Here is an 18,260-nt window from a genome sequence, read left to right as displayed (position 1 = left end):
GGGCCGCCGTCACGGGGCCGCCGCGACCACGCGGAACCCGATGTTGCCGGTGGAGGATTCGGGGGTGTTGGCCATCCGCGCGGAGACCCGGTAGCGGCGGCAGTACGAGGCGTGGCAGAGGTAGGAACCGCCGCGCAGGGCCCGCGCGGCACCGGCGGCAGGCGGGCCGGGCTCGAACGGGTCGGCCGTCCACTCCCACACGTTGCCGGTCATGTTGTACAGGCCGTAGCCGTTGGGCTCGAAGGCGTCCACCGGGCAGGTGCCCAGGTAGCCGTCCTCGCGGGTGTTGCGGTCGGGGAACGTCCCGTTCCACACGTTCATCCGGTGGCGGCCGCCGGGTCGCAGCTCCGTGCCCCAGGGGAAGGGCTGCTGCTCCAGTCCGCCGCGGGCCGCGTACTCCCACTGCGCCTCGGTGGGCAGCCGGCGCCCGGCCCAGGCGCAGTACGCGGCCGCGTCCCGCCAGGAGACGTGCACCACCGGGTGGTCCTCCCGCCCCGCCAGGCCGGACCGCGGCCCCTCGGGGTGCCGCCAGTCGGCGCCGAGCACCTCACGCCACCACGGGGCCGCGGCCACCGCGCGGGTCGGCGGGAAGTCCTCGGGCAGCAGCCCGCCGAACACGAAGGAGGCCCCGTAGCGTTCGGCGTCGGTGAGGTGGCCGGTCGCCTCGACGAAGGCGCGGAAGCGGGCGTTGCTCACGCAGTGCGCGTCGATCGTGAACGGGCCGACCTCCACCCGCCGCACCGGGCCCTCCCCGTCGGCGGGGTAGGCGAGCGCATCGGCGCTGCCCATGCTGAACTCCCCGCCCGCAAGCCGGACGCCCGGCCCCGGTCCGGGGGCGGCCGGGGGCGCTGCGGCGCCCGGCGGTGGGGTACGGGCCTCCCCGGCCGGGCGGCCGGGCGCGCAGCAGTCGGATTCGCTCTCGTGCTTCATGCCGGTGGCTCTCTGGCTGGGGTACGGGGGCCTGCCACCACCCTGCCCACCGCAGCGCCCGGATCGGCGGCGAAACACCGGAACGGCCCCCGGCACCGCCCGCGGTCAGCCCGCGTGCTGGATGATCCACCGGGCGCCGCGGGTGGCGCCCTCGCACCGGCTGTGGATGCGCTCGGCCCGCCCGTGCGGCTCCGCCACCCGGGCCCGCTCGGCCGCGGCATGAAGTTCGACGTTCCGCCGCTGGAGATCGAGCAGCAGCTGAGGGTCCGGGTGCTCCGCGGCCATCAGCCGGTCGTACGCCGCCTGGACCTCCGCCATCGCCCCGTGCAGGTCCTCGGGAATCCGCTGCACACCATCATGCGTCGCCATGTCTCCTCCTGCGTCACACCCGGTCGACCTGGCATCCTCCATCCTCGCACCGAAGCCGCCCACCCTCATCCGCTACCGACCGTGGCTGCCCCCACGCCCGGCCCTGCCGGGCGCGCCGCACCCGCACCGGTCGGGGCCGCCGGGCAAAGTCTCGGCAAAGCCGCGGGATGTCGGCGCGAACCGGCCCTCTCCATCCGAGAGCGGCCCGGCGGCCGCCCACCGGGCCCGCCGCCCGAAATCCCGTCAGCCCCCGCCGCCCGAGGGACTCCACTGTGATGCGCCACGACCCGTTCCCGTTCCCGATGCCCCGGCTCCTGCCCGCCGCCCCCGACCTCAGGCTGCTGCGCGAGGTCCGGGACGGCCACCCGGCCGCGTTCCGCCCGCTGATGGACCGGCACTGGCAGTCCGTCCGGGCCTACCTCGGCACCTGCGTCGCCGACGACGCGGTCGCCGACCGGCTGACCGAGCAGACCTTCGCCGAGCAGTACCGCCTCGCCCGCCACGACCCGCCGGGGCAACCGGTCTGGCGGGTCCACCTGTTCACCACCGCCCGGACGTCCGCCGTCCGGCTCCTGCGGGAGCCGCGCGGCGCCGCCGTGCTCACCGACGGCTTCCGGCAGTGGGCGACCACCGGCGGCGCCTGGCCACTGGACGGGCACGCGCGACTGACCGAAGCCTGCCGGCTCCTCCCCGGACAGTGGCAGACCGCCCTGTGGCACGCGGTGGTGGAGCAGGAGGAGACCGATCACCTCGCGCGGATCGTCGGACTGCGGCGCAAGGACACCAGACGGCTGGTCGCCCGCGCCCTCGCCGGGCTGCGCACCGGCTACACCGAACTCCACCGGCGGGCCGTGGAGCCCCACCCCGCCTGCGCGGCGACCGCGCACGTCCTGGCCGAGCACACCGGGCCGGGGTCCCTGCCCCGGGTCGCGGTGAGCCACCTCGCGCGGTGCGGGTTCTGCCGGGACGCCGAGGCGGACCTGGCCGACCTCCGGGGCCGGCTGCGCGGCCAGCTGCCGGCGATGCTGCTCGGCTGGTGGGACGGGCACGGCCACCGGCGGCGGGCGAACCTCCCGCGCCCGACGGCCCCACCCGCCTTCCTCCTGCGCGACATGGGCTCCCGTCGTGCCACCGACGGCTCGTCGGCCGCCCAACTGCTCCGCACCGGCCTCGCCGTCGGCTCGGCCGCCGTCCTGGTGTCCGCGGCGGCGTACGGGCTCGGCGGCCCGTCGAGCGGTAGCGCTGGCCGCGCGTCCGGGACGGTCGGGGCGCCGGTCCCGGACCACGCGGCCGCCGGCCGTCCCGGTGACGGCGCGGCGCCTGCGGCCGCCGCGACCCGGGTGGCACTGACCCCGGCCACCGAGCCGATCCGGGCGGCCGACTACACGGCGGAGCACGCGACCGAGGCCGCCGAGGCGGACACCCGCGCGCTGGGCGCCGTCGGCTGGCTCCGGTTCGACAACGTCGACTTCGGCGCCGCTTCCAAGACCCGGGCCACGGTCCGTTTCGACGCGCGCGGCACAGCGGCCCCGAAGGTGCTGCTCAGGCTGGACGATCCGGGCTCAGCCCCGGTCGCCGAGGCCGGCCCCGGCGGTCAGGAGGTCGGTCTCCGGCCCACCAGCGGCGTGCACACCGTCTACCTGAGCGCCCGCTGTCCAGGCGCCGGGCTCTGCCTGGAGGCGGGGACCTTCTCGTTCCGCTGAGCGCCGCCCGACGACTCATCTCCCAGGTCTCGGGTCGCAGGCGCCGGCCGCGAGCTCCGCGTCGGTCGGGGGCGGTCCGGTGACGCGGTCGGCGTCGTCGGGCGGGCCGAGGTCTCCTGGGGCTGCGCAAGGACCGGCCCGCCGCGCCGGTCGACACCGCTCTGGTCGGACGGGCGGGCTCTGTCTGACCAGCGGCGACGGCGGCTCCGTCGTGCAGCGGCCGTGTGCCCCGGGCGCCGCGCAGACCTGGCGGCGGACCATCGACAGCGGCGGCTACTTCACCCTCCGACTGCTCGGCACCGGCAGCTGCCTGACCATGCCCGGGCAGGCCGCCCCGCCCACCGTGCCGACGCCCGCCAAGGTCGCGACCACCGCCGCGGCGCTGGGCGAGTGCCGGGAGGGCGACCCGCACCAGCAGTGGTGGATGCCGTCCGCGCTCGGCACGGCCAAGCTCGACTACCGCCTGCAGAACCGCGCCACCCGGCAGAACCTGCAGATCGAGGCCGACGGCACCGGGGCCGTGTACCTGCGCAATGCCCGCACCGGGCTCTACCTGCAGGTCAACGGCGCCGGGCGGCAGGCGATCCTGGTCCAGAAGCCGCACGTGGCAGCCACCGACCAGCAGTTCGTGCTCGGCGGCTGACCGCGCCCGGCCGGGGGCGACCAGCCCCCGGCCGGGGCCGGCGAAGGCGTTCAGGCCGGTCCGATGTCGACCACGCGCGCCCACCCGGGCGGGGAGTCCGGCACGTGGTCGGGGTCGTCCTCGTCCCACGACGCCGCCGACCGCTGCCGCGGGAACAGCCCGACCACCGTCCGGCAGGGCGGGCGCCGGGCCGGCCAGGGTGTTTGGCCGTCGGTCAGCACCACGATGACGTCCGGTCGGGGCTGCGTCGCGAGCGCCTTCGCGAAGCCCGTCCGCAGATCCGTACCGCCGCCGCCCAGCAGCGGGATTCCCTCGGCGCGGCAGAGCGGGTGCACGACCCGGGCCGCCGCGTCGCAGGGCAGCACGGTCACCTGGTCCCGGCGGCCGCCGACGGCGCGGGAGATGGCGGCGACCTCGAGCAGCGCGCTGCCGAGTTCGGCGTCACTGACCGACCCGGAGGTGTCGATCACCACCGCGACCCGCGGCGGTCTGCGGCGCAGACTCGGCAGGACGGCGCCGGGCACCCCGGCCGAGCGCCGCGACGGCCGGCCGTAGCTGTAGTCCTCGCCCGCGCCGGCGCCGGAGGCCGCCGAGCGGACCGCCGCCCCCAGCAACTCCCGCCACGGCTGCGGCGGGTGGAAGGCCTGCTCGGCCCACCGCCGCCAACCCGCCGGGGCGGTGCCCGGACGGCCCGAGATGCCCTGCGCCACCCGGTACCGGACCGCGTCCCGTTCCTGCGCGCTGAGCCCGTGCGCCCCGTCCGGTCCCAGCTCCCACGCCCGGTCCAGTCCGTCGGCGCCGCTGCCGCAGTCCAGCCAGACCAGGCCCTGGGTGAGCGGCCCGAGCGTGAACCGGCGCAGGTAGTCCTCCATCAGCTCGCCCTCGGGCAGCCCCAGGGCCGGCGGTTGGACGGCGCCCTCGGGCCGGACCAGCCCGTCGCCGAACGCATCGTCGTTGATCTCGCAGTCCGCGGCGATGTTCATCCGGAGCCGCTCCCCCGGCCCGGTGAGCCCGCGCTCCCGGGCGACCCGGTCACTGCGCCCGTGGTGGTCGCGCAGCAGGTGCGACACCTCGTGCACCCAGACCCCGGCCAGTTCCTCCACCGGTGTACGGTCCACGAACGCCGGCGCGACGTAGCACCTCCAGTGCCGGTCGACGGCCATCGTCGGGACCAGCCGCGACTCCACGGTGTGCAGGGCGAACAGCGCGGTCGCCAGGTAGGGCCGGACCCGCGCGGCGTACAGCCGGGCGGCGAACAGCTTGTCGAGGTCGAGTGCCCTCGGCGGCTCCGGGATCACCGGCCGGCCTTCGCCGCGCCCGCGGACCGGTCGGCCGCCCGGTCCGCGGCCCGGTCCGCCCGCCGGGACAGCGCCACCGCACCGGCGAGCCGCTCGATCGCGACCGGCACGTCCCAGTCCGGTCGGCGGAGCGTGGCGAGGGTGGTCGCCGGCACGACCACCAGATCCGGGGCTCCGGTCTCCGTCGCCCGGACCAGCAGCCGCCACGCCGCGTCCCAGCGGGACTTCTCCGGGCGCTTGCGGACCGCGGCCACCACACCGTCCAGCACGGCCTGCCGGAGGTCCCCGCGCTCGGGCAGCTCGGCGGCCGCCGGGTCGGCGAGCAGCAGCTCCGGATCGGGGAGGTCCATCCGGTCCAGGCTCGCGAGCAGTTCCAGCCCGGGGCCGTCCCCGACGGTGCCCCGGACCAGCAGGGAGAGCACCTCCCGGGAGGAGCCCACCGCGGTCGCGAACGCGATCAGGCACAGGGTCATCTCCCAGCTGCGCGGTGACGGCCAGGCTCCGCCCCTGGGCGCCTCCCCGGACGGCAGCCGGTGGACGAGCCCGGGCCGGACGGTGAGCAGCCCGCACACCGCACGGCGGGCGAGGGCCACGGCCGCCGGCAGCCGCTCCGGGTCGAGCCTGGGAAGCGTCGCCCGGGGCCAGATCCCACCCAGACCGCGGACCACCACCTCGTGGTCGTGGGTCCACCGGAGGTGGACGAACCGGTTGGCGAGCGGCGGGCTCAGCTCCCAGCCGTCGGCCGCCGAGGAGCGCGGGTTGGCGGCGGCCACGATCCTTACCCCGGGCGGCAGTTGCAGGGAGCCGATGCGCCGCTCGAGCACCAGGCGGAGCAACGCGGCCTGCACCGCCGGCGGGGCGGTGGACAGCTCGTCGAGGAACAGCAGCCCGCGGCCCGCCCGGACCAGCCGCACAGCCCAGTCCGGCGGGGCCATCGGCACTCCCTGCTCCGCGGGATCGTCGCCGATGACGGGGAGTCCGGAGAAGTCGGACGGCTCGTGCACGCTGGCGATCACCGTGGTCAGCGGGAGGTCCAGGGCGGTGGCGAGCTGGGTCAGGGCCGCGGTCTTGCCGATCCCCGGCTCCCCCCACAGCAGCACGGGCAGATCGGCCGCCACCGCCAGAGTGAGGGCCTCCAGTCGGATGTCGGGGCGGGGTTCGGTGGTGGAGTCGCGCAACAGGGCCAACAGGTCGGCAGCCACGGCGAGTTGGGTGGAGGAGGTCGGAACGGGGCGGACGGGTACGGGCATGGTTCATCACCTGTGGGGTCGAGGAGACGGGGTCCGGGCGCGACGGCGCCCGGAAGGGTCAGCGGGGCGTCGCGTGACGCGGGTGGGAGCGGAGCTCACCGCGGCCGCGGCGGTCCGCTCGGCTTCGGGCCGGTCCGGGACCGACCAGGCCTGCCCGGAACAGTCCGTAGGTGATCCGCTGCCGAGCGGCCGCCTCCAACTCGTCCCGCAGCGCGCCGCTGCGCAGCACGGCGTCGGGGCCGAGCAGCCCCTCCACCACGGCCAGCGCACCGGCGGTGTCACCGTGGTCCAGGCGCTCGCGGACACCGGCGAGGCAGTCCGGGCGGCGGTGCGCCTCGTCGATGGCCTGCAGGCACGGGAGCGGTGTGCCGGTCAGCGCGACCAGCAGTTCCTCCCGCCGGATCTCGGCCGGGTCGTGGTCGAGCGGTGCCAGGACGCCGTCGACCAGGCCGATCCGGTGCTGCGCCCCCCGGCACTCCACCGAGCGCGGCTGCCCCGCCCGGTCGGGAGGTCGGAACGGCCGGGCGGCCGGGCGACCCGGTACCAGCGCCGCGGCCACCAGCGGATGCAGCCGGTCGACCTCGATCGCACCGGCGCGGAGCAGTTCCAGGTCCGGCAGCACCCAGGTCGCCGCATCGGGCAGCACCGGCAGCGCGCGGGCAGCGCCATCGGCGGGCGCCTGCGCGAACCGCAGTGCTGGCCGTCCGGGGCCGTCCGGGCCCGCGGCGAGCTCCAGCAGCAGCCGGCGCCGCCCACCGAGCCGTACGCCGACCACCCCGGCGGCCCGCCCCTCGGCGTGCAGCAGGATCTCCGCCTCGGCCGCCCACCGGTCGACGGCGCAGCAGCGTCCGGACGGGAGCGCTCCCGATGGACCCGGGTGCGTCGTGGGTCGTCCGTCGGGCGGCGGCCGGTCGGCTCCGGTCCGGCTCCTCAGCTCATCGGCCCTGCGCGCATCCCACAGGTGGCGGTGCAGGTCGAGGCGGAACCGCCGGTCGGGGCGGGGCCGGGGATGGGGTTGCCGGCGGCCGCCGGGCTCGCCCCGGGACGCGTCCCACAGTGCGAGGCCGATCCGCTGACCGGCGTCCGCCCAGGCGGGCGCGGTCCGCACCACCAGGTGCACGGGGCTCACCCCGTCGCGCCCGGCGCCGTCGTAGCGCGCCAGCGTGAGGGTCAGCCCCGGCCGCAGCAGGCCGTCGGGGGCGATCCTCGGGAAGTGCCAGCGCAGCAGGTCGGGAGCCAGGTGCCGTAGATCGGCCCGGACCTGTGCGGCGAGATCCCGGCCATGGGTCCGCGCCGCGGCACGCAGGTCGAGATCGACGTCGAACCCCGCAGCGGCGCAGGCCCCGGCCCAGTCCCCCGTACGGCGACGGGCGGACGCGGTCTCGATCACGGAGGGCGGCACGGCGAACTCGCGCACGCGCAGCCAGAAGGAATGGCGGGAATCCCCGTTCGCGGTGGAAGTGAGCATCAGCACTCACCTTGCGCGGACGGGACCCCCGATCTGTCGACGGATTGAGTGGTCATCGCGGGGAGCATAGCCCGGGCCGCCGCGGCCCGCCGAGCATTTCCGTCCGGGCCGCAACGACAAGGCCTCGCCCCAGGGCCTCACTCCAGGGCGGCGGCCAGGGCGACCAGGCCCGGGGCGGTCGTCGGATCGGCGGGCCGGTGCTGGTGCCGGCGGGCGGCGGTGAGCAGGTGCCGGGGGTCGATGGCGTCCAGGCGGGTGGCGAAGTGTGCGAGCAGCCGGGCGGAGTTGTCGAGCAGATCAGCCTCGGTCAGCGGGCGGGCCGGCAGGGTGAGCCCGTCCAGGAGCAGGTGCTGGAGCGTGCGGTAGAGCTGCTGGGAGCCGACCTCGCGGATGGTCAGGGAGAGATGACAGGAGAGCCCTTCGTCGCCGACCGCCGCGTGGGCGAACCCTCGTGGGATGTACAGCACCTGGCCCTGCCTCAGCGTGGTCTCCAGCAGGGCCGGCCCGCTCTGCGCCGCAGGGCCGGGCGCCCAACCGCCGCCGTCCGGGCCGCCGTGCACGCTCCACCGCTTGCTGCCGGCGATCTGCAGCAGCAGCACGTCGGCGTCGTCGCGGTGCAGCGGCAGCCCCTGGGCGCCGGGCGGCGTGACGAAGACGAAGGCCTCGACCTGCCGCTCGGTGTCCCGCGCGATCCGCCCCACCAGTTCGGCCGTGGCGCGGTGCCACTGCTCGGTGTTGCGGAGCAGCAGCGTCGCGCCCTGGTCGAGCAGTGCGCGGATCTTCCCCGGGTCGGCGAAGCCGGGGGTGGTGAGGCCGTTGACGGTGCGGACGGCGGTGTAGGCCTCGACCGGGATCGGCTGCTCGGCGCGGGCCATCTCCACGTGGGGCGTCCGCAGCAGCCCGCCGGCCAGCGCCGCGTCGACGTCCGCGAGGGTCATCGGGCTGACGGGTGCGGGCTCGGGCCGGAGCACGGCCGGGGCCTGCCGCCAGTGGCGGGCGGTGAACTCGTCACCGTCGCCCACCCAGCGGTGGAGCTCTTCCAGGGCCATCGTCTTCTCCCTCGGGCATGTGGTGGGCGGGTGGCCGGTGGTGCCGCGCGGCGGCAGCCGTCACGATGCCAGGCGGCGGTGGGCGCGGGCGAGGAATCCGTACCGAGACTCTCGGTCGCCCCGGCCGCGAGGCGGCCGCCGAGACCGCCCCGACCAGCGGTGATGACCGACCGTGAGGTGGCCCGCACGGGCGGGTCCTCTCGGTGGGCGGCCGGGGTTTCTTGCGGTGCCCTCTCGGTCGCGGGCCGTTGCCGCCGGTGATCGGGCGCCTTGAGACTGAGCCGACGGCATCCGGTCGCCCGATCCGGGGCCCGGTGCCGGTCAGATCCCTGATCAGGACGTCAACCCATCCCCTCACGCCTTTGGAGGCGTCATGAACGAGACCCTGTCGTTCGACCTGGAAGACCTGCCGATCGGCAACGTGGACCTCGGTGCCGACAGCGCCGGGTTCGGCGGCCTGGAGGGCGTCACCACCGGCCACGGCATGATCGAGGGCAGCGCGTCGCACAGCTGCGCGTGCAGCTCCTGCACCTGCTCCTGCTGCTCCTGCCACTGCTCCTCGATCTGATCCCTCGACGGATCTGCCCGGTGGGCGGAGGGCGCCGGCCGGCGTGGTCCACCGCCCACCGGGCGTCGATGCAGTGATCGCGTGAACGGGTGCCGCGGCCGGTCCTCGAAGGGGCCGGCCGTGCCATCCGCGAATTCAGGTGACGGGCCGCCAGGAGACCTGTCACCGCGTGCTAGCCGATGGGATCACAGTGAAACCCAAGTTCCGAGACGATGTGTTCATCGCCCCGACAGCGGACGGCGTACACCTGCGCAACGAGCGCGGCCCGCTCGATCTGCGCGGCCCGGCCCTGTACGACTGGGTCGAGCGGTTGTCGCGCCTGCTCGACGGGAGCCGCACCCTGGCCGAACTCACCGCCGGGGTGAGCGAGGACCGCGGCCGGTTCCTGCGCGACCTGATCGGCAGTCTCGAACGGACGGGATTCATCAAGGACTGCGCGGCCGACCGCCCGCACGGGCTCACCGACGAGGAGCTGCGGCGCTTCGCACCGGAGATCTCCTTCATCGACGCCTACCGCGACTCCGCCGCCGCGCGCTTCGAGTCCTACCGCGGGCTGCGGACGCTGCTGCTCGGCGCGGGCCCGCTGCTGGAGGCGGCCGCCGTGGCGGCCTGGCGGACCGGGCTGCGCGCGGTGGACCTCGCCGTCACCGCCGAACCGCCGACGGACCGCGAGGCGTTGGCCCGGCGGTACGCGGAGATCGTCGGGCACGACGTCGACGGACCGCTGTCCGTGGTCTCCGCTCCCGCCGACCCCACCGGACTCATCGAGGGCCACCAGCTGGTGCTGACGGTCGGCGACCACACCCGGGACGCGGTGATCCGGGCGGTGGACCGCGCCTGCCACGCGGGCGGGACGGCGGTCGGGCACCTGTGCCTGCTCGACGACGAGGCCTGGATCTCCGCGCCCTCCTCCTCCCCGGCCCGCTGGGAGGACGGCTGGCTGCGGCTGGGCGACCAGGACGGCCGGAGCACCGCCCGGGTCCGGCGGGCCCCGGCCACCGGGCGCGCCACCCTCCCGGCCACCGGATCGGCGAGCGCACCGGCCGAGTCCGAATGGCTCACCGGGCCGGCCGTCCCGGTGGCCGCGAACCACCTGGTCTTCGCCTCCTTCGCCGCCCTCACCGGGGTGCACCAGGACACCGGCAAGGGCGAGTTGACCGTGCTCGACCTGAAGACGCTGCAGACCCGCACCCACACCTTCGACCCCCACCCGCTACGGTCCCGCGCGACCTCACCGGCCGGGCCCAGGACGGGGCGGCGGGCGACCGGCGCGACCAGGACGACCGGGGCGACCGGCGCGACGAGGAGCCGGGCCGCGCTGGCCGACCGGGTCCGGGCGCTGGCCCTCGGCCCCGAGCTCGACCCCGAGGAGTTCTCGCAGGGCGCCGCCGCACTCTTCGACCCGAGGACCGGCATCGCCGCCGACCTCGACGAGCAGGCACTGCTCCAACTCCCGCTCCACCTCTGCACCGCCGTCGTGGCCGATCCGGTCGCCCCACTGCTGGGCACCACCCGGACCAGGCCGACGGTCGTGGGCAGCGGCTTCGACCTGCCGACGGCCCGCGCCGGCGCGGCCCGCGCCGCCCTGGAGGTGTACGCGGACCTGATGGCCTGCGCCGTGTCGGCGAGCCCGCGTGGCGCAGGGGGGTCACGGGCCGGGCGCGCCCGGCCCGCCCGCGCGGGCGTCTGGGCCTGGGACGTCCTGCGGGGCGAACCGCGCCTGCTGAGCGCGGACGAGACGCCGTGGCAGTGGCCGCCGCCCGGCTCCGCCTACCGCAGACCGCGCGGACTCGCCTCGGGGCGGAGCTGGATCGGCGCGCTGGAGGCGGGCGTCGCGGACGCCTACGTCCCCGAGGCCCTGGAGCGGGCCCGCGCTGCCGGAGCCGTCCCCACCAGGGTCGACCTGGAGCAGGTCACCCCGGACCCGCAGGGGCGACGACTGCTGCGGCTGCTGCGCCTGGCACAGGTGCCGGTGTGCGTCTGGGAGGTCTCGGGGCCGCTCGCCGCCCCCGTGTATCTGGGCGCGCTGTCGGAGCACGGCCCCGTCGTCGCGGCCGCGGCCGCCGCGCGCCCGGCGCGGGCCCTGCGGACGGTGCTCGAACAGGTCCTCCGCACGCACCAACTCCGCTCCTCGGGCGCCGAGTACGGGCCGGAGCCGGAGGTCGCCACGCCCGCGCCGGGTGCCCCGATCGGCGTCCTCGACCTCTCGGCCCGGTGGGACCTCACGACGGCGCTCGCCGCCGCGGGACGCGTGCCGCTGGCCGTTCCGCTGGACCACGACCCGGTCGCCGCCGCCGTCCTGCCCTGCACCGTCCGGGTGGTGATCGCCGATGTCTGACCTCGCCACCCGCACCGGGACCGGGCCTGCCGCAGCGCGTCCCGCAGCCGCCCGGCCGCCGGCCCCGGTCACCGTCGTCGGCCGCGGCGTGCTCGCCGAGGCGGTCGCCGCCGCCCTGGTCGCCGCCGGGGCCACGGTCCGGCAGTCGGACGGAGCCACGCCGGACGGAGCCACGCCGGCCCCGGCGGCGGCCGAGGCCGAACACCGCGGCACCGTCGTACGGATCTACAGCGCCGGTGACGACGGCTCCCGCGCCCAGCAGCAGGCGGCCGCGCTCGGCGCCGGTCCGGCCTGGCTGCCGGTCACCGTCGAGTGGGACCGGATCGTCGTCGGCCCGCTGGTACGGGCGGGCATCGCCGGCTGCGACACCTGCGCCACGCTCCGGCGCGGCGCGGCGCAGCCGGGGCCGGCCGGCTCGCAGGGCGCCGCGGCCGCCGTCCGGCTGAGCAGCCTGGGGGCCGATCAGGTCGCGGCGGTGGTGGCCGAAGCGCTGCTGCCCGCCGGCCGACCGGTGGACACCGACCGGGCCGGGGCGGCGGAACTCACCACGGTGCGGCTGCGGGACCTGGCCGTCCGCCGCCACCGCTTCCTGCCCGAGCCGCTGTGCCCGCACTGCGGGGAGCTGCCCGCCGACACCGCCGACGCGGCGGTCCTGCCCGTCCGGCCGGTGAGCGCCCACCGCCCCGGCAGCTACCGCACCCGGTCCCTGGACGGCAGCGAGGAGGAGATCGCGCGGCGCTACGTCGACGACACCGCCGGGCTGGTCAGCGGCATGCTGCGGATGCGGGAGCAACCCGTGCCGCTGGTCGCCGCACCGATGGGGCCGAGGGCCGGCGCGCACGCCGAGAACGGCTACGGCCGTACCCTGGACTACCGCTCGGCGCGCACCACCGCCGTCCTCGAAGCCCTGGAGCGCTACGCGGGATTCCGGCCGAGCAGCCGCCGCACCGTCGTCCGCGGCAGCCACCGGGAGCTCGCGGCCACCGCCGTGCACCCGCCGTCCTTCGGCCTGCACCCGGACCCCGTGGCCGGCGGCCCGGAGCGGCCGTACCGCCGCTACCACGACGACCTCGAACTCGACTGGGTGTGGGGCTACTCCTTCGCCCGTGCCGCCCCCGTCCTGGTGCCCGAGTCGTACGCCTACTACGGCGTGCACCACGGCGATCCGGCGCGCCGGCCCTTCGTGCACGAGGTGTCCAACGGGTGCGCGCTCGGCGGCAGCCTGGAGGAGGCCATCCTGCACGGCCTGTTCGAACTCGCCGAGCGGGACGCCTTCCTGATGACCTGGTACGCCAGGATGGCCGTCCCCCGGGTCGACCTCGCCGGCGCGCGGGACCGTACGCTGCCCCTGCTCGCCGAGCGCATCGAACACCAACTCGGCTACCGGGTACGGGCTTTCGACACGACGCTGGAGCACGGCCTGCCCTCGGTGTGGGTGATGGCCGTCGACGCCACCCCCTCGCCCGAGCGGGCCAGGGTGATGTGCGCGGCCGGGGCGCACCCCGACCCCGAACGCGCCCTGGCCGCCGCGCTGCTGGAACTCGCACCGGGGGTGGCCTGGCAGAGCGCGGGCTTCGCGCAGGACCGCGAACGGGCCGCGGCGATGGTCGCCGACCCCTCGCTGGTCCGGGCGATGCCCGACCACGCGCTGCAGGCCACCCACCCCGACGCCTGGTCCCGCTTCGCGTTCCTGGACGGGGACCAGGAGGCACGCCCGATCGCGGAGGCCTTCGGCGGCGCGGCCCGCCGCACCCCCGGCTCGGACCTGCGCGCGGAGCTGGACCACTGGGCCGGGCGCTACCTCGGCACCGGGCTCGACGTGATCGCGGTCGACCAGACCACCCCCGAGCAGCGCCTGGGCGGGTTCCACTGCGCGAAGGTGATCGTGCCCGGCCTGCTGCCGATGACCTTCGGACACGCGAACCGGCGCGTCCACGGCCTGCCCCGGGTCCGGTCGGTGCCGGCACTGCTGGGGTACGCGTCGCAGCCGCTGGCGGACACCGACCTCAACCCGCACCCCCACCCGTTCCCCTGACCGGTGCCGGTGCCGGCACCGGTACCGGCACCGGTCCAGGCACCGGTCCAGGCCGCCCCGGTGGCCGGCTCCCCTCGTCGAAAGGCCGTCCGATGTCCGATCCCGTCCCCTGGAGCACGGGCCCCGCGGCCGGCTGCGCCACGGACCGCGACCCGAGCCGAGCGACGCCGTCCCTGGTCGCCGAGCGGTACTGGGAGCTGACGGTCGAGATCCTCCCGGGAGACCCCGCCGCCGTCTGGCCGCACGGGCAGGGGACGGAGGGGCAGCGGGACCAGCCCGCGCCGTTCACCCTCAGGCCCGGCGCGGTGCGCAGGCCGCTGCCGGGCGGGGTCCGCTCCGCGGTGGGGGACGCCCGCACAGCCCTCGCCCCACCGGATCACGGTCCACCGGATCACGGTCCGGGCGACGGGGCCGGTACCGACTCCGCGACCGGGATCGGCAGCCGCGAGCTGTCCGAGCTGCTGCGGTACGGCTACGGGCTGGTCCGGCACGACCTGGGGCCCGACGTGCGCTGGCCGCACCACCGGGCGGTGGCCTCCGCCCGGTGCTTCTACCCGGTCGAGCTCTACCTGTGGACGCCGGGCACGGACGGCCTCCCGACCGGCCTGTACCACTACGACCCGGCGCACCACGTGCTGGCGGAGGTCCGCCCCGGCCTCACCGCGGCCGAACTGTCCGCCGCCGCCGGGATCGCCGTCGACGGCGCGGACGCGGTCCTGCTGCTGACCGCCCACTGGTGGCGCACCGCCTTCCACTACCGCGACTACGCCTACCGCCTGTGCACCCAGGAGGTCGGCATCACCGCGGGCAGCCTGCTGCAGACCGCCGCCGTCCTCGGCCTGCGGGCCGAGGTGCGCTACCGGATCGCCGCGGACCGGCTGCGCACCGCCCTGCGCCTGGCACCGGACGAGGAGACGCCGATGGCGGCCGTCGTGCTGGGCGGGCGGCCCGGCCCCGCGCTCGTACCGCCGGTGGCCGAGCCGCTCCCCGAGCTCGGCCCGCGCACCGGTTCCGGCTCCGCCCCCGGGGCCGCGCCACGCCTGGACCGGACCCTGTGCGCGCGTCTGGTCGAGATGGACCGGGCGGCGGTGGCGGCCGACCTCCGGGCCCCGGCCCCGCTCCCGGCCCCCGTCCCGGCACCGGCCACCGCCCCCCGTCAGGAGGCCACCGTGCCGCTGCCGGCCGACGACACCCCCTGGCCCGATCTGGTCGACGTGCTCGCCCGCCGGACCTCCGGACCGTACGCCTTCAGCCCGACCGGAGCCCCCGTGTCGGCCGAGGTCGTCGGGCGGCTGCTGGCCCACCTGCTCGCGCCCTACCGGAGCGATCTGCGCCCCGGCCTCGCCCGCCCCGACCTGGACTGCTACGTGCTGGCCAACCGGGTCGCCGGACTGCCGACCGGCGCCTTTCGCCTGCTCCCGCGGGAACACGCGCTGAGTCGGATCCACCACCAGCCGGTGGGGCCGGCCCTGCGCGGGCCGCTCGCCACCGGGCAGCAGGTCAACTTCGCCTCGTCGGCGCTGCTCTGCTACCTGGTCGGTGACCTGTCGGCGATGCTCCGGCAGCACGGCGAGAACGGCCTGCGCCTGCTCAGCCACGAGGCGGGCCTGGTGGCCCACCGGTTGAGCACGGCCGGAGCCGCTGCCGGGCTCGCGGTCCGGATCGTGAACGCCTTCGACCCGGACGCGATCCGCTCCTTCCTCCGGCTGGACGGGCCCCGACGCGATCCGGTGTTCCAGATCGCCGTGGCCCCCTGCCCGCCCGGCCGCACCTACCGCATGAGGGTCAGCTTCTGATGACGACCACCACCGCCACCGCGACCACCGCCACGGCGGCGGCGCCCCGGCCGGGCACCGCGCTCCCCGGACACCGCGTCACCGAGGACTTCGCCGTACGGATCGCGGGGCTGCCCGCCGCCGTCCTGAACACCTTCGGCCTCCGCACCACCCCGGGCGCCCTCCGCGACCACCTGACGTGCGGGGCCGAGGCCGAGGCCGCGGCCGACGCGGCCGGTGACGCCCTCCACACCGTGATCGGCGCACTGGCCGGGACGCCTGCCAAGCCGCTCGCCGTCGCGCTGCGCCGCGCCGTCCACCGCGGCGACGCGACCGCCGCGGCCACCCTCCTCGGCCGGCTCGGCGACCGGATCCCCCCGGCGGTGGCCGGGCTCGTCACGGCCTGGAGCGCGCTGGCGCGGCGCGGCCGCGAGCAACTGGCGGCACTCGACGCCCTGGTGGCCGCCGAGGCCGGGGAGGAGGTCCGGCGGATGCTCACCGCCTGCGCGGACACCGACTTCCGGCGCGGCGTCGCGCACGCGAGCCCGTCGGTGGCACGGGCCCTGGAAGCCTGGCTGGCCGGCCCCGGGAGCAGCGTGCCGCCGCGGAAGCTGACCGGCGCGCTCACCAGGTACCTGACCCGCGCTGCCGCCAAGACCAGCCCGTACAGCACCTTCACCGGCTGCGGTCTGGGCCGCCTCGTGCCCGGCGGCCCCGCCTTCGAGAGCGCCGGCGGGAGCCCGCGGGTCGAGGTCGCCGAGCTGAACCTGTGGACGCTGTCCGCGGTCGCGGGCGTCCTGCTCGGGCGCCCGGCCAACCGGGACCTGCTGCCGGTACGGGTCAACCCGAGCGCGCTGGCGATCGGGCGCACCGTACTCGCCGTCGGCCGCGGGCTGCGTCAGGAGAGCGTCGTCGAGCTGCCGCTCACCCCCGCCGTCCGCAGGTGCCTCGACCTGGTCCGCCAGGAGCCGCTCACCCTGGCCGGCCTGCGGGAGCGGCTGACCGCGCTCGGCGCGGGGCCCGGCGACGGCGACGGCGACCCGGCCAGCGTGCGGGCGTTCCTGGAACGCCTCCTGGAAGCCGGCGTCCTGCAGACCCCCACCCCGCTCACCGATCAACACCCCGACCACCTGGGCGCGTTGACCTCCTGGGCCCGGCAGTGCCCCGACGCGGACGAGCGGACCTGGCGGGCGCTGAGCGGGCTGTCCGACACGCTGGCCGAGTACGGCGAAGCCCGGCGGCCCGCCGTCCAGACGGCGCTGCGGGCCGGTGCCTACCGGCAGTTGAAGGACCTGGCCGACTCGCTGGCCCCGGCCGCGGTGCCGGTCCCGCTGACGGACGCCTTCTTCCACAACGTCCTGTCGGCAGGCCGGGCGGCGACCGCCGACGTCCGGCAGTGGGGTCCGGTCCTGGACGAACTCGACCTGCTGCGCCGCTTCATGGCCCTGTTCGACCTGGGGCTGGCGGCCCGGCTGGCCGTACGGGCCTACCTGACCGCGCGCTACCCGGCGGGCGAGTCCGTTCCGTTCGTCCTGCTCTGCCGCGACCTGTTCGCCGACGCCGCCCGGCCCGGGGACACCGAGCCGGGCGGCCCCGAGGCGGGCAGCCCCGAGGCGGACCGCGGATCGCCCGCGCCGGAGCACCTGCGCCTGCGCCTGCTCGCACGGCACGCGGTCGCGCTGCTCGCCGACCCCGGCCCGAGCGGCCTGGCCGACAGCCCGGTGGCCCAGGTGCGCGAGCTGGAGCAGGTCCGGCGGCGCACCCTGGCCGAGCTCCACGAGGCCCCGCCCGGGGACGACGGCGTGGTGCGGCCGGACCCGGCCCGGTTGGAGCGGATGATCGCCGGGTGGCCCGCGTTCGTCCGGGCGCCGCGGTCCGTGTCGGTCTACGGGCAGCCCGGCGAGATCGGGGGCGCGCCGCACCTGGTGGTCAACATGCTGGCCACCGGGTGGGGCAGGGCCGCCAACCGGGTCCACCGCCAGCTCGCCGACGCGGGCCGCGGCGCCGGCCCCGGGGCCACCGCGCCGCCCGCCGGGGACGGGGCGGCGGTACCCGTCGAGGTCCGCGCGGCCTTCGGCCACAGCGGCAGCCTGCGCCACCCCGCCACGTCCTTCGCGATCGACTATCCGGCGACCGCCGGCGACCGCCCGCCGGAGGCGAGCATCCCGCTCGCCGACCTCCTGGTACGCCACGACGGCAGCCCGGACAGCGTGGTCATGCGCAGTGCGGCCCGCGGCTTCGCGGTGCTTCCCGTGCACCTCGGCCTGATGGCGCCGACGCTGCTGCCACCGGTGATGCGGCTGCTGCTGGCGTTCGGCGAGAGCGCGCTGGTCTCCTTCGCCAAGCAGAACCCGCTGGCACCCGCACACCCCGACGCCGCCCGGCCGCACGGGATCCACCTGCCGCGGCTGGCCCTGCCGCACGTCACCGTGCAGCGCGCCTGCTGGCTCTTCAGCGGCGAGGACGTGCCCAGGCCCGCGCCCGCCGACCCGCCCGCCGCCCACCTGCTGCGGATCGCCCGCTGGCGGGCCGAGCACGGGCTGCCGCGGCAGTGCTTCGCCCGGGTCCTGCCGCGCAACCTGGGCGCCGACCGGGCCAACCCCATGCAGAAGAGCCGCAAGCCGTTCTACCTGGACTTCTCCAGCCCGCTGCTGCTCGACTCCTTCGACCGCGCGCTCGGCGCCGCCGACGACCTGGTGGTGCTGGAGGAGGCCTGGCCCTCCCCCGCCCTGCTCGGCGCCGCGGACCCGGCGTCCGCGCGGGTCACCGAGATCGTGCTGGAGCTGACCGAACGGTGCGAGGAAGGCGGGACACGGTGACGACACACCGTCAGT

Annotated in this window: 13 protein-coding genes; 7 read left to right on the top strand and 6 right to left on the bottom strand. The window is 76.8% G+C overall.

Going from position 1 to position 18,260, the window contains the following annotated elements:
- Positions 1-9: 9 nt before the first annotated feature.
- Both AB0K43_RS13285 and AB0K43_RS13280 read right to left on the bottom strand, forming a co-directional pair.
- A complete protein-coding gene (locus AB0K43_RS13285) occupies positions 10-930 on the bottom strand; it encodes a formylglycine-generating enzyme family protein (RefSeq protein ID WP_363638995.1) in 921 nt (306 codons plus the stop codon).
- A 105-nt stretch (positions 931-1,035) separates the two neighbouring features.
- Positions 1,036-1,299, bottom strand: a complete 264-nt coding sequence (locus AB0K43_RS13280; protein ID WP_363638993.1) for a hypothetical protein — start codon at positions 1,297-1,299, stop codon at positions 1,036-1,038.
- 275 nt (positions 1,300-1,574) lie between these two features.
- On the opposite strand from AB0K43_RS13280, the gene AB0K43_RS13275 reads away from it, so the two are divergent.
- Positions 1,575-3,002, top strand: coding sequence for a hypothetical protein (locus AB0K43_RS13275; RefSeq protein ID WP_363638991.1), 1,428 nt, complete (start codon positions 1,575-1,577; stop codon positions 3,000-3,002).
- A 211-nt stretch (positions 3,003-3,213) separates the two neighbouring features.
- A complete protein-coding gene (locus AB0K43_RS13270; protein ID WP_363638989.1) occupies positions 3,214-3,645 on the top strand; it encodes an RICIN domain-containing protein in 432 nt (143 codons plus the stop codon).
- Between the two features lie 50 nt (positions 3,646-3,695).
- Here AB0K43_RS13270 and AB0K43_RS13265 read toward each other — a convergent pair whose 3' ends face one another.
- The 4 genes from AB0K43_RS13265 to AB0K43_RS13250 form a co-directional block, all read right to left on the bottom strand.
- The gene (locus tag AB0K43_RS13265) at positions 3,696-4,943 is read right to left on the bottom strand and encodes a VWA-like domain-containing protein (RefSeq protein WP_363638987.1); all 1,248 of its coding nucleotides are present in this window, start codon (positions 4,941-4,943) and stop codon (positions 3,696-3,698) included.
- Complete coding sequence (locus tag AB0K43_RS13260; RefSeq protein ID WP_363638985.1) at positions 4,940-6,193, bottom strand: MoxR family ATPase; 1,254 nt, start codon at positions 6,191-6,193, stop codon at positions 4,940-4,942. Before AB0K43_RS13260 ends, AB0K43_RS13265 begins: the two co-directional genes overlap by 4 nt.
- A gap of 58 nt (positions 6,194-6,251) precedes the next feature.
- Positions 6,252-7,661, bottom strand: a complete 1,410-nt coding sequence (locus tag AB0K43_RS13255; protein WP_363638983.1) for a hypothetical protein — start codon at positions 7,659-7,661, stop codon at positions 6,252-6,254.
- A gap of 137 nt (positions 7,662-7,798) precedes the next feature.
- The gene (locus AB0K43_RS13250) at positions 7,799-8,710 is read right to left on the bottom strand and encodes a cupin domain-containing protein (protein ID WP_363638981.1); all 912 of its coding nucleotides are present in this window, start codon (positions 8,708-8,710) and stop codon (positions 7,799-7,801) included.
- A 373-nt stretch (positions 8,711-9,083) separates the two neighbouring features.
- Between AB0K43_RS13250 and AB0K43_RS13245 the strand changes: the two genes are divergently transcribed.
- The 5 genes from AB0K43_RS13245 (at position 9,084) to AB0K43_RS13225 (ending at position 18,245) form a co-directional block, all read left to right on the top strand.
- Positions 9,084-9,278 (top strand): thiomuracin/GE37468 family thiazolyl RiPP peptide, encoded by a 195-nt coding sequence (locus AB0K43_RS13245; RefSeq protein ID WP_363638979.1) that lies wholly within the window; start codon positions 9,084-9,086, stop codon positions 9,276-9,278.
- 190 nt (positions 9,279-9,468) lie between these two features.
- Entirely contained in the window at positions 9,469-11,616 is a 2,148-nt protein-coding gene (locus tag AB0K43_RS13240; protein ID WP_363638977.1) for a hypothetical protein, read from the top strand.
- Positions 11,609-13,651, top strand: a complete 2,043-nt coding sequence (locus tag AB0K43_RS13235; RefSeq protein WP_363638975.1) for a TOMM precursor leader peptide-binding protein — start codon at positions 11,609-11,611, stop codon at positions 13,649-13,651. The genes AB0K43_RS13240 and AB0K43_RS13235 overlap by 8 nt, the downstream gene beginning before the upstream one ends.
- 92 nt (positions 13,652-13,743) lie before the next feature.
- Positions 13,744-15,447 carry a SagB/ThcOx family dehydrogenase gene (locus AB0K43_RS13230; protein ID WP_363638973.1) on the top strand — a complete coding sequence of 568 codons (1,704 nt, stop codon included), beginning with the start codon at positions 13,744-13,746 and terminating at the stop codon, positions 15,445-15,447.
- Positions 15,447-18,245 carry a lantibiotic dehydratase gene (locus tag AB0K43_RS13225; protein ID WP_363638971.1) on the top strand — a complete coding sequence of 933 codons (2,799 nt, stop codon included), beginning with the start codon at positions 15,447-15,449 and terminating at the stop codon, positions 18,243-18,245. The genes AB0K43_RS13230 and AB0K43_RS13225 overlap by 1 nt, the downstream gene beginning before the upstream one ends.
- Positions 18,246-18,260 lie beyond the last annotated feature (15 nt).

Source organism: Kitasatospora sp. NPDC049258, from assembly GCF_040678895.1.
GTDB lineage: Bacteria > Actinomycetota > Actinomycetes > Streptomycetales > Streptomycetaceae > Kitasatospora.
Note: the sequence above shows the minus strand (reverse complement) of the source record. Positions and strands in the feature narration are given on the sequence as shown.

What these genes read in the sequence shown, in the direction of transcription:
- AB0K43_RS13275 (WP_363638991.1), top strand. Translation starts at nt 1,575, where the DNA reads ATGCGCCACGACCCGTTCCCGTTCCCGATGCCCCGGCTCCTGCCCGCC.
- AB0K43_RS13255 (WP_363638983.1), bottom strand. Translation starts at nt 7,661, where the DNA reads ATGCTCACTTCCACCGCGAACGGGGATTCCCGCCATTCCTTCTGGCTG.
- AB0K43_RS13250 (WP_363638981.1), bottom strand. Translation starts at nt 8,710, where the DNA reads ATGGCCCTGGAAGAGCTCCACCGCTGGGTGGGCGACGGTGACGAGTTC.
- AB0K43_RS13285 (WP_363638995.1), bottom strand. Translation starts at nt 930, where the DNA reads ATGAAGCACGAGAGCGAATCCGACTGCTGCGCGCCCGGCCGCCCGGCC.
- AB0K43_RS13235 (WP_363638975.1), top strand. Translation starts at nt 11,609, where the DNA reads ATGTCTGACCTCGCCACCCGCACCGGGACCGGGCCTGCCGCAGCGCGT.
- AB0K43_RS13280 (WP_363638993.1), bottom strand. Translation starts at nt 1,299, where the DNA reads ATGGCGACGCATGATGGTGTGCAGCGGATTCCCGAGGACCTGCACGGG.
- AB0K43_RS13230 (WP_363638973.1), top strand. Translation starts at nt 13,744, where the DNA reads ATGTCCGATCCCGTCCCCTGGAGCACGGGCCCCGCGGCCGGCTGCGCC.
- AB0K43_RS13260 (WP_363638985.1), bottom strand. Translation starts at nt 6,193, where the DNA reads ATGCCCGTACCCGTCCGCCCCGTTCCGACCTCCTCCACCCAACTCGCC.
- AB0K43_RS13225 (WP_363638971.1), top strand. Translation starts at nt 15,447, where the DNA reads ATGACGACCACCACCGCCACCGCGACCACCGCCACGGCGGCGGCGCCC.
- AB0K43_RS13245 (WP_363638979.1), top strand. Translation starts at nt 9,084, where the DNA reads ATGAACGAGACCCTGTCGTTCGACCTGGAAGACCTGCCGATCGGCAAC.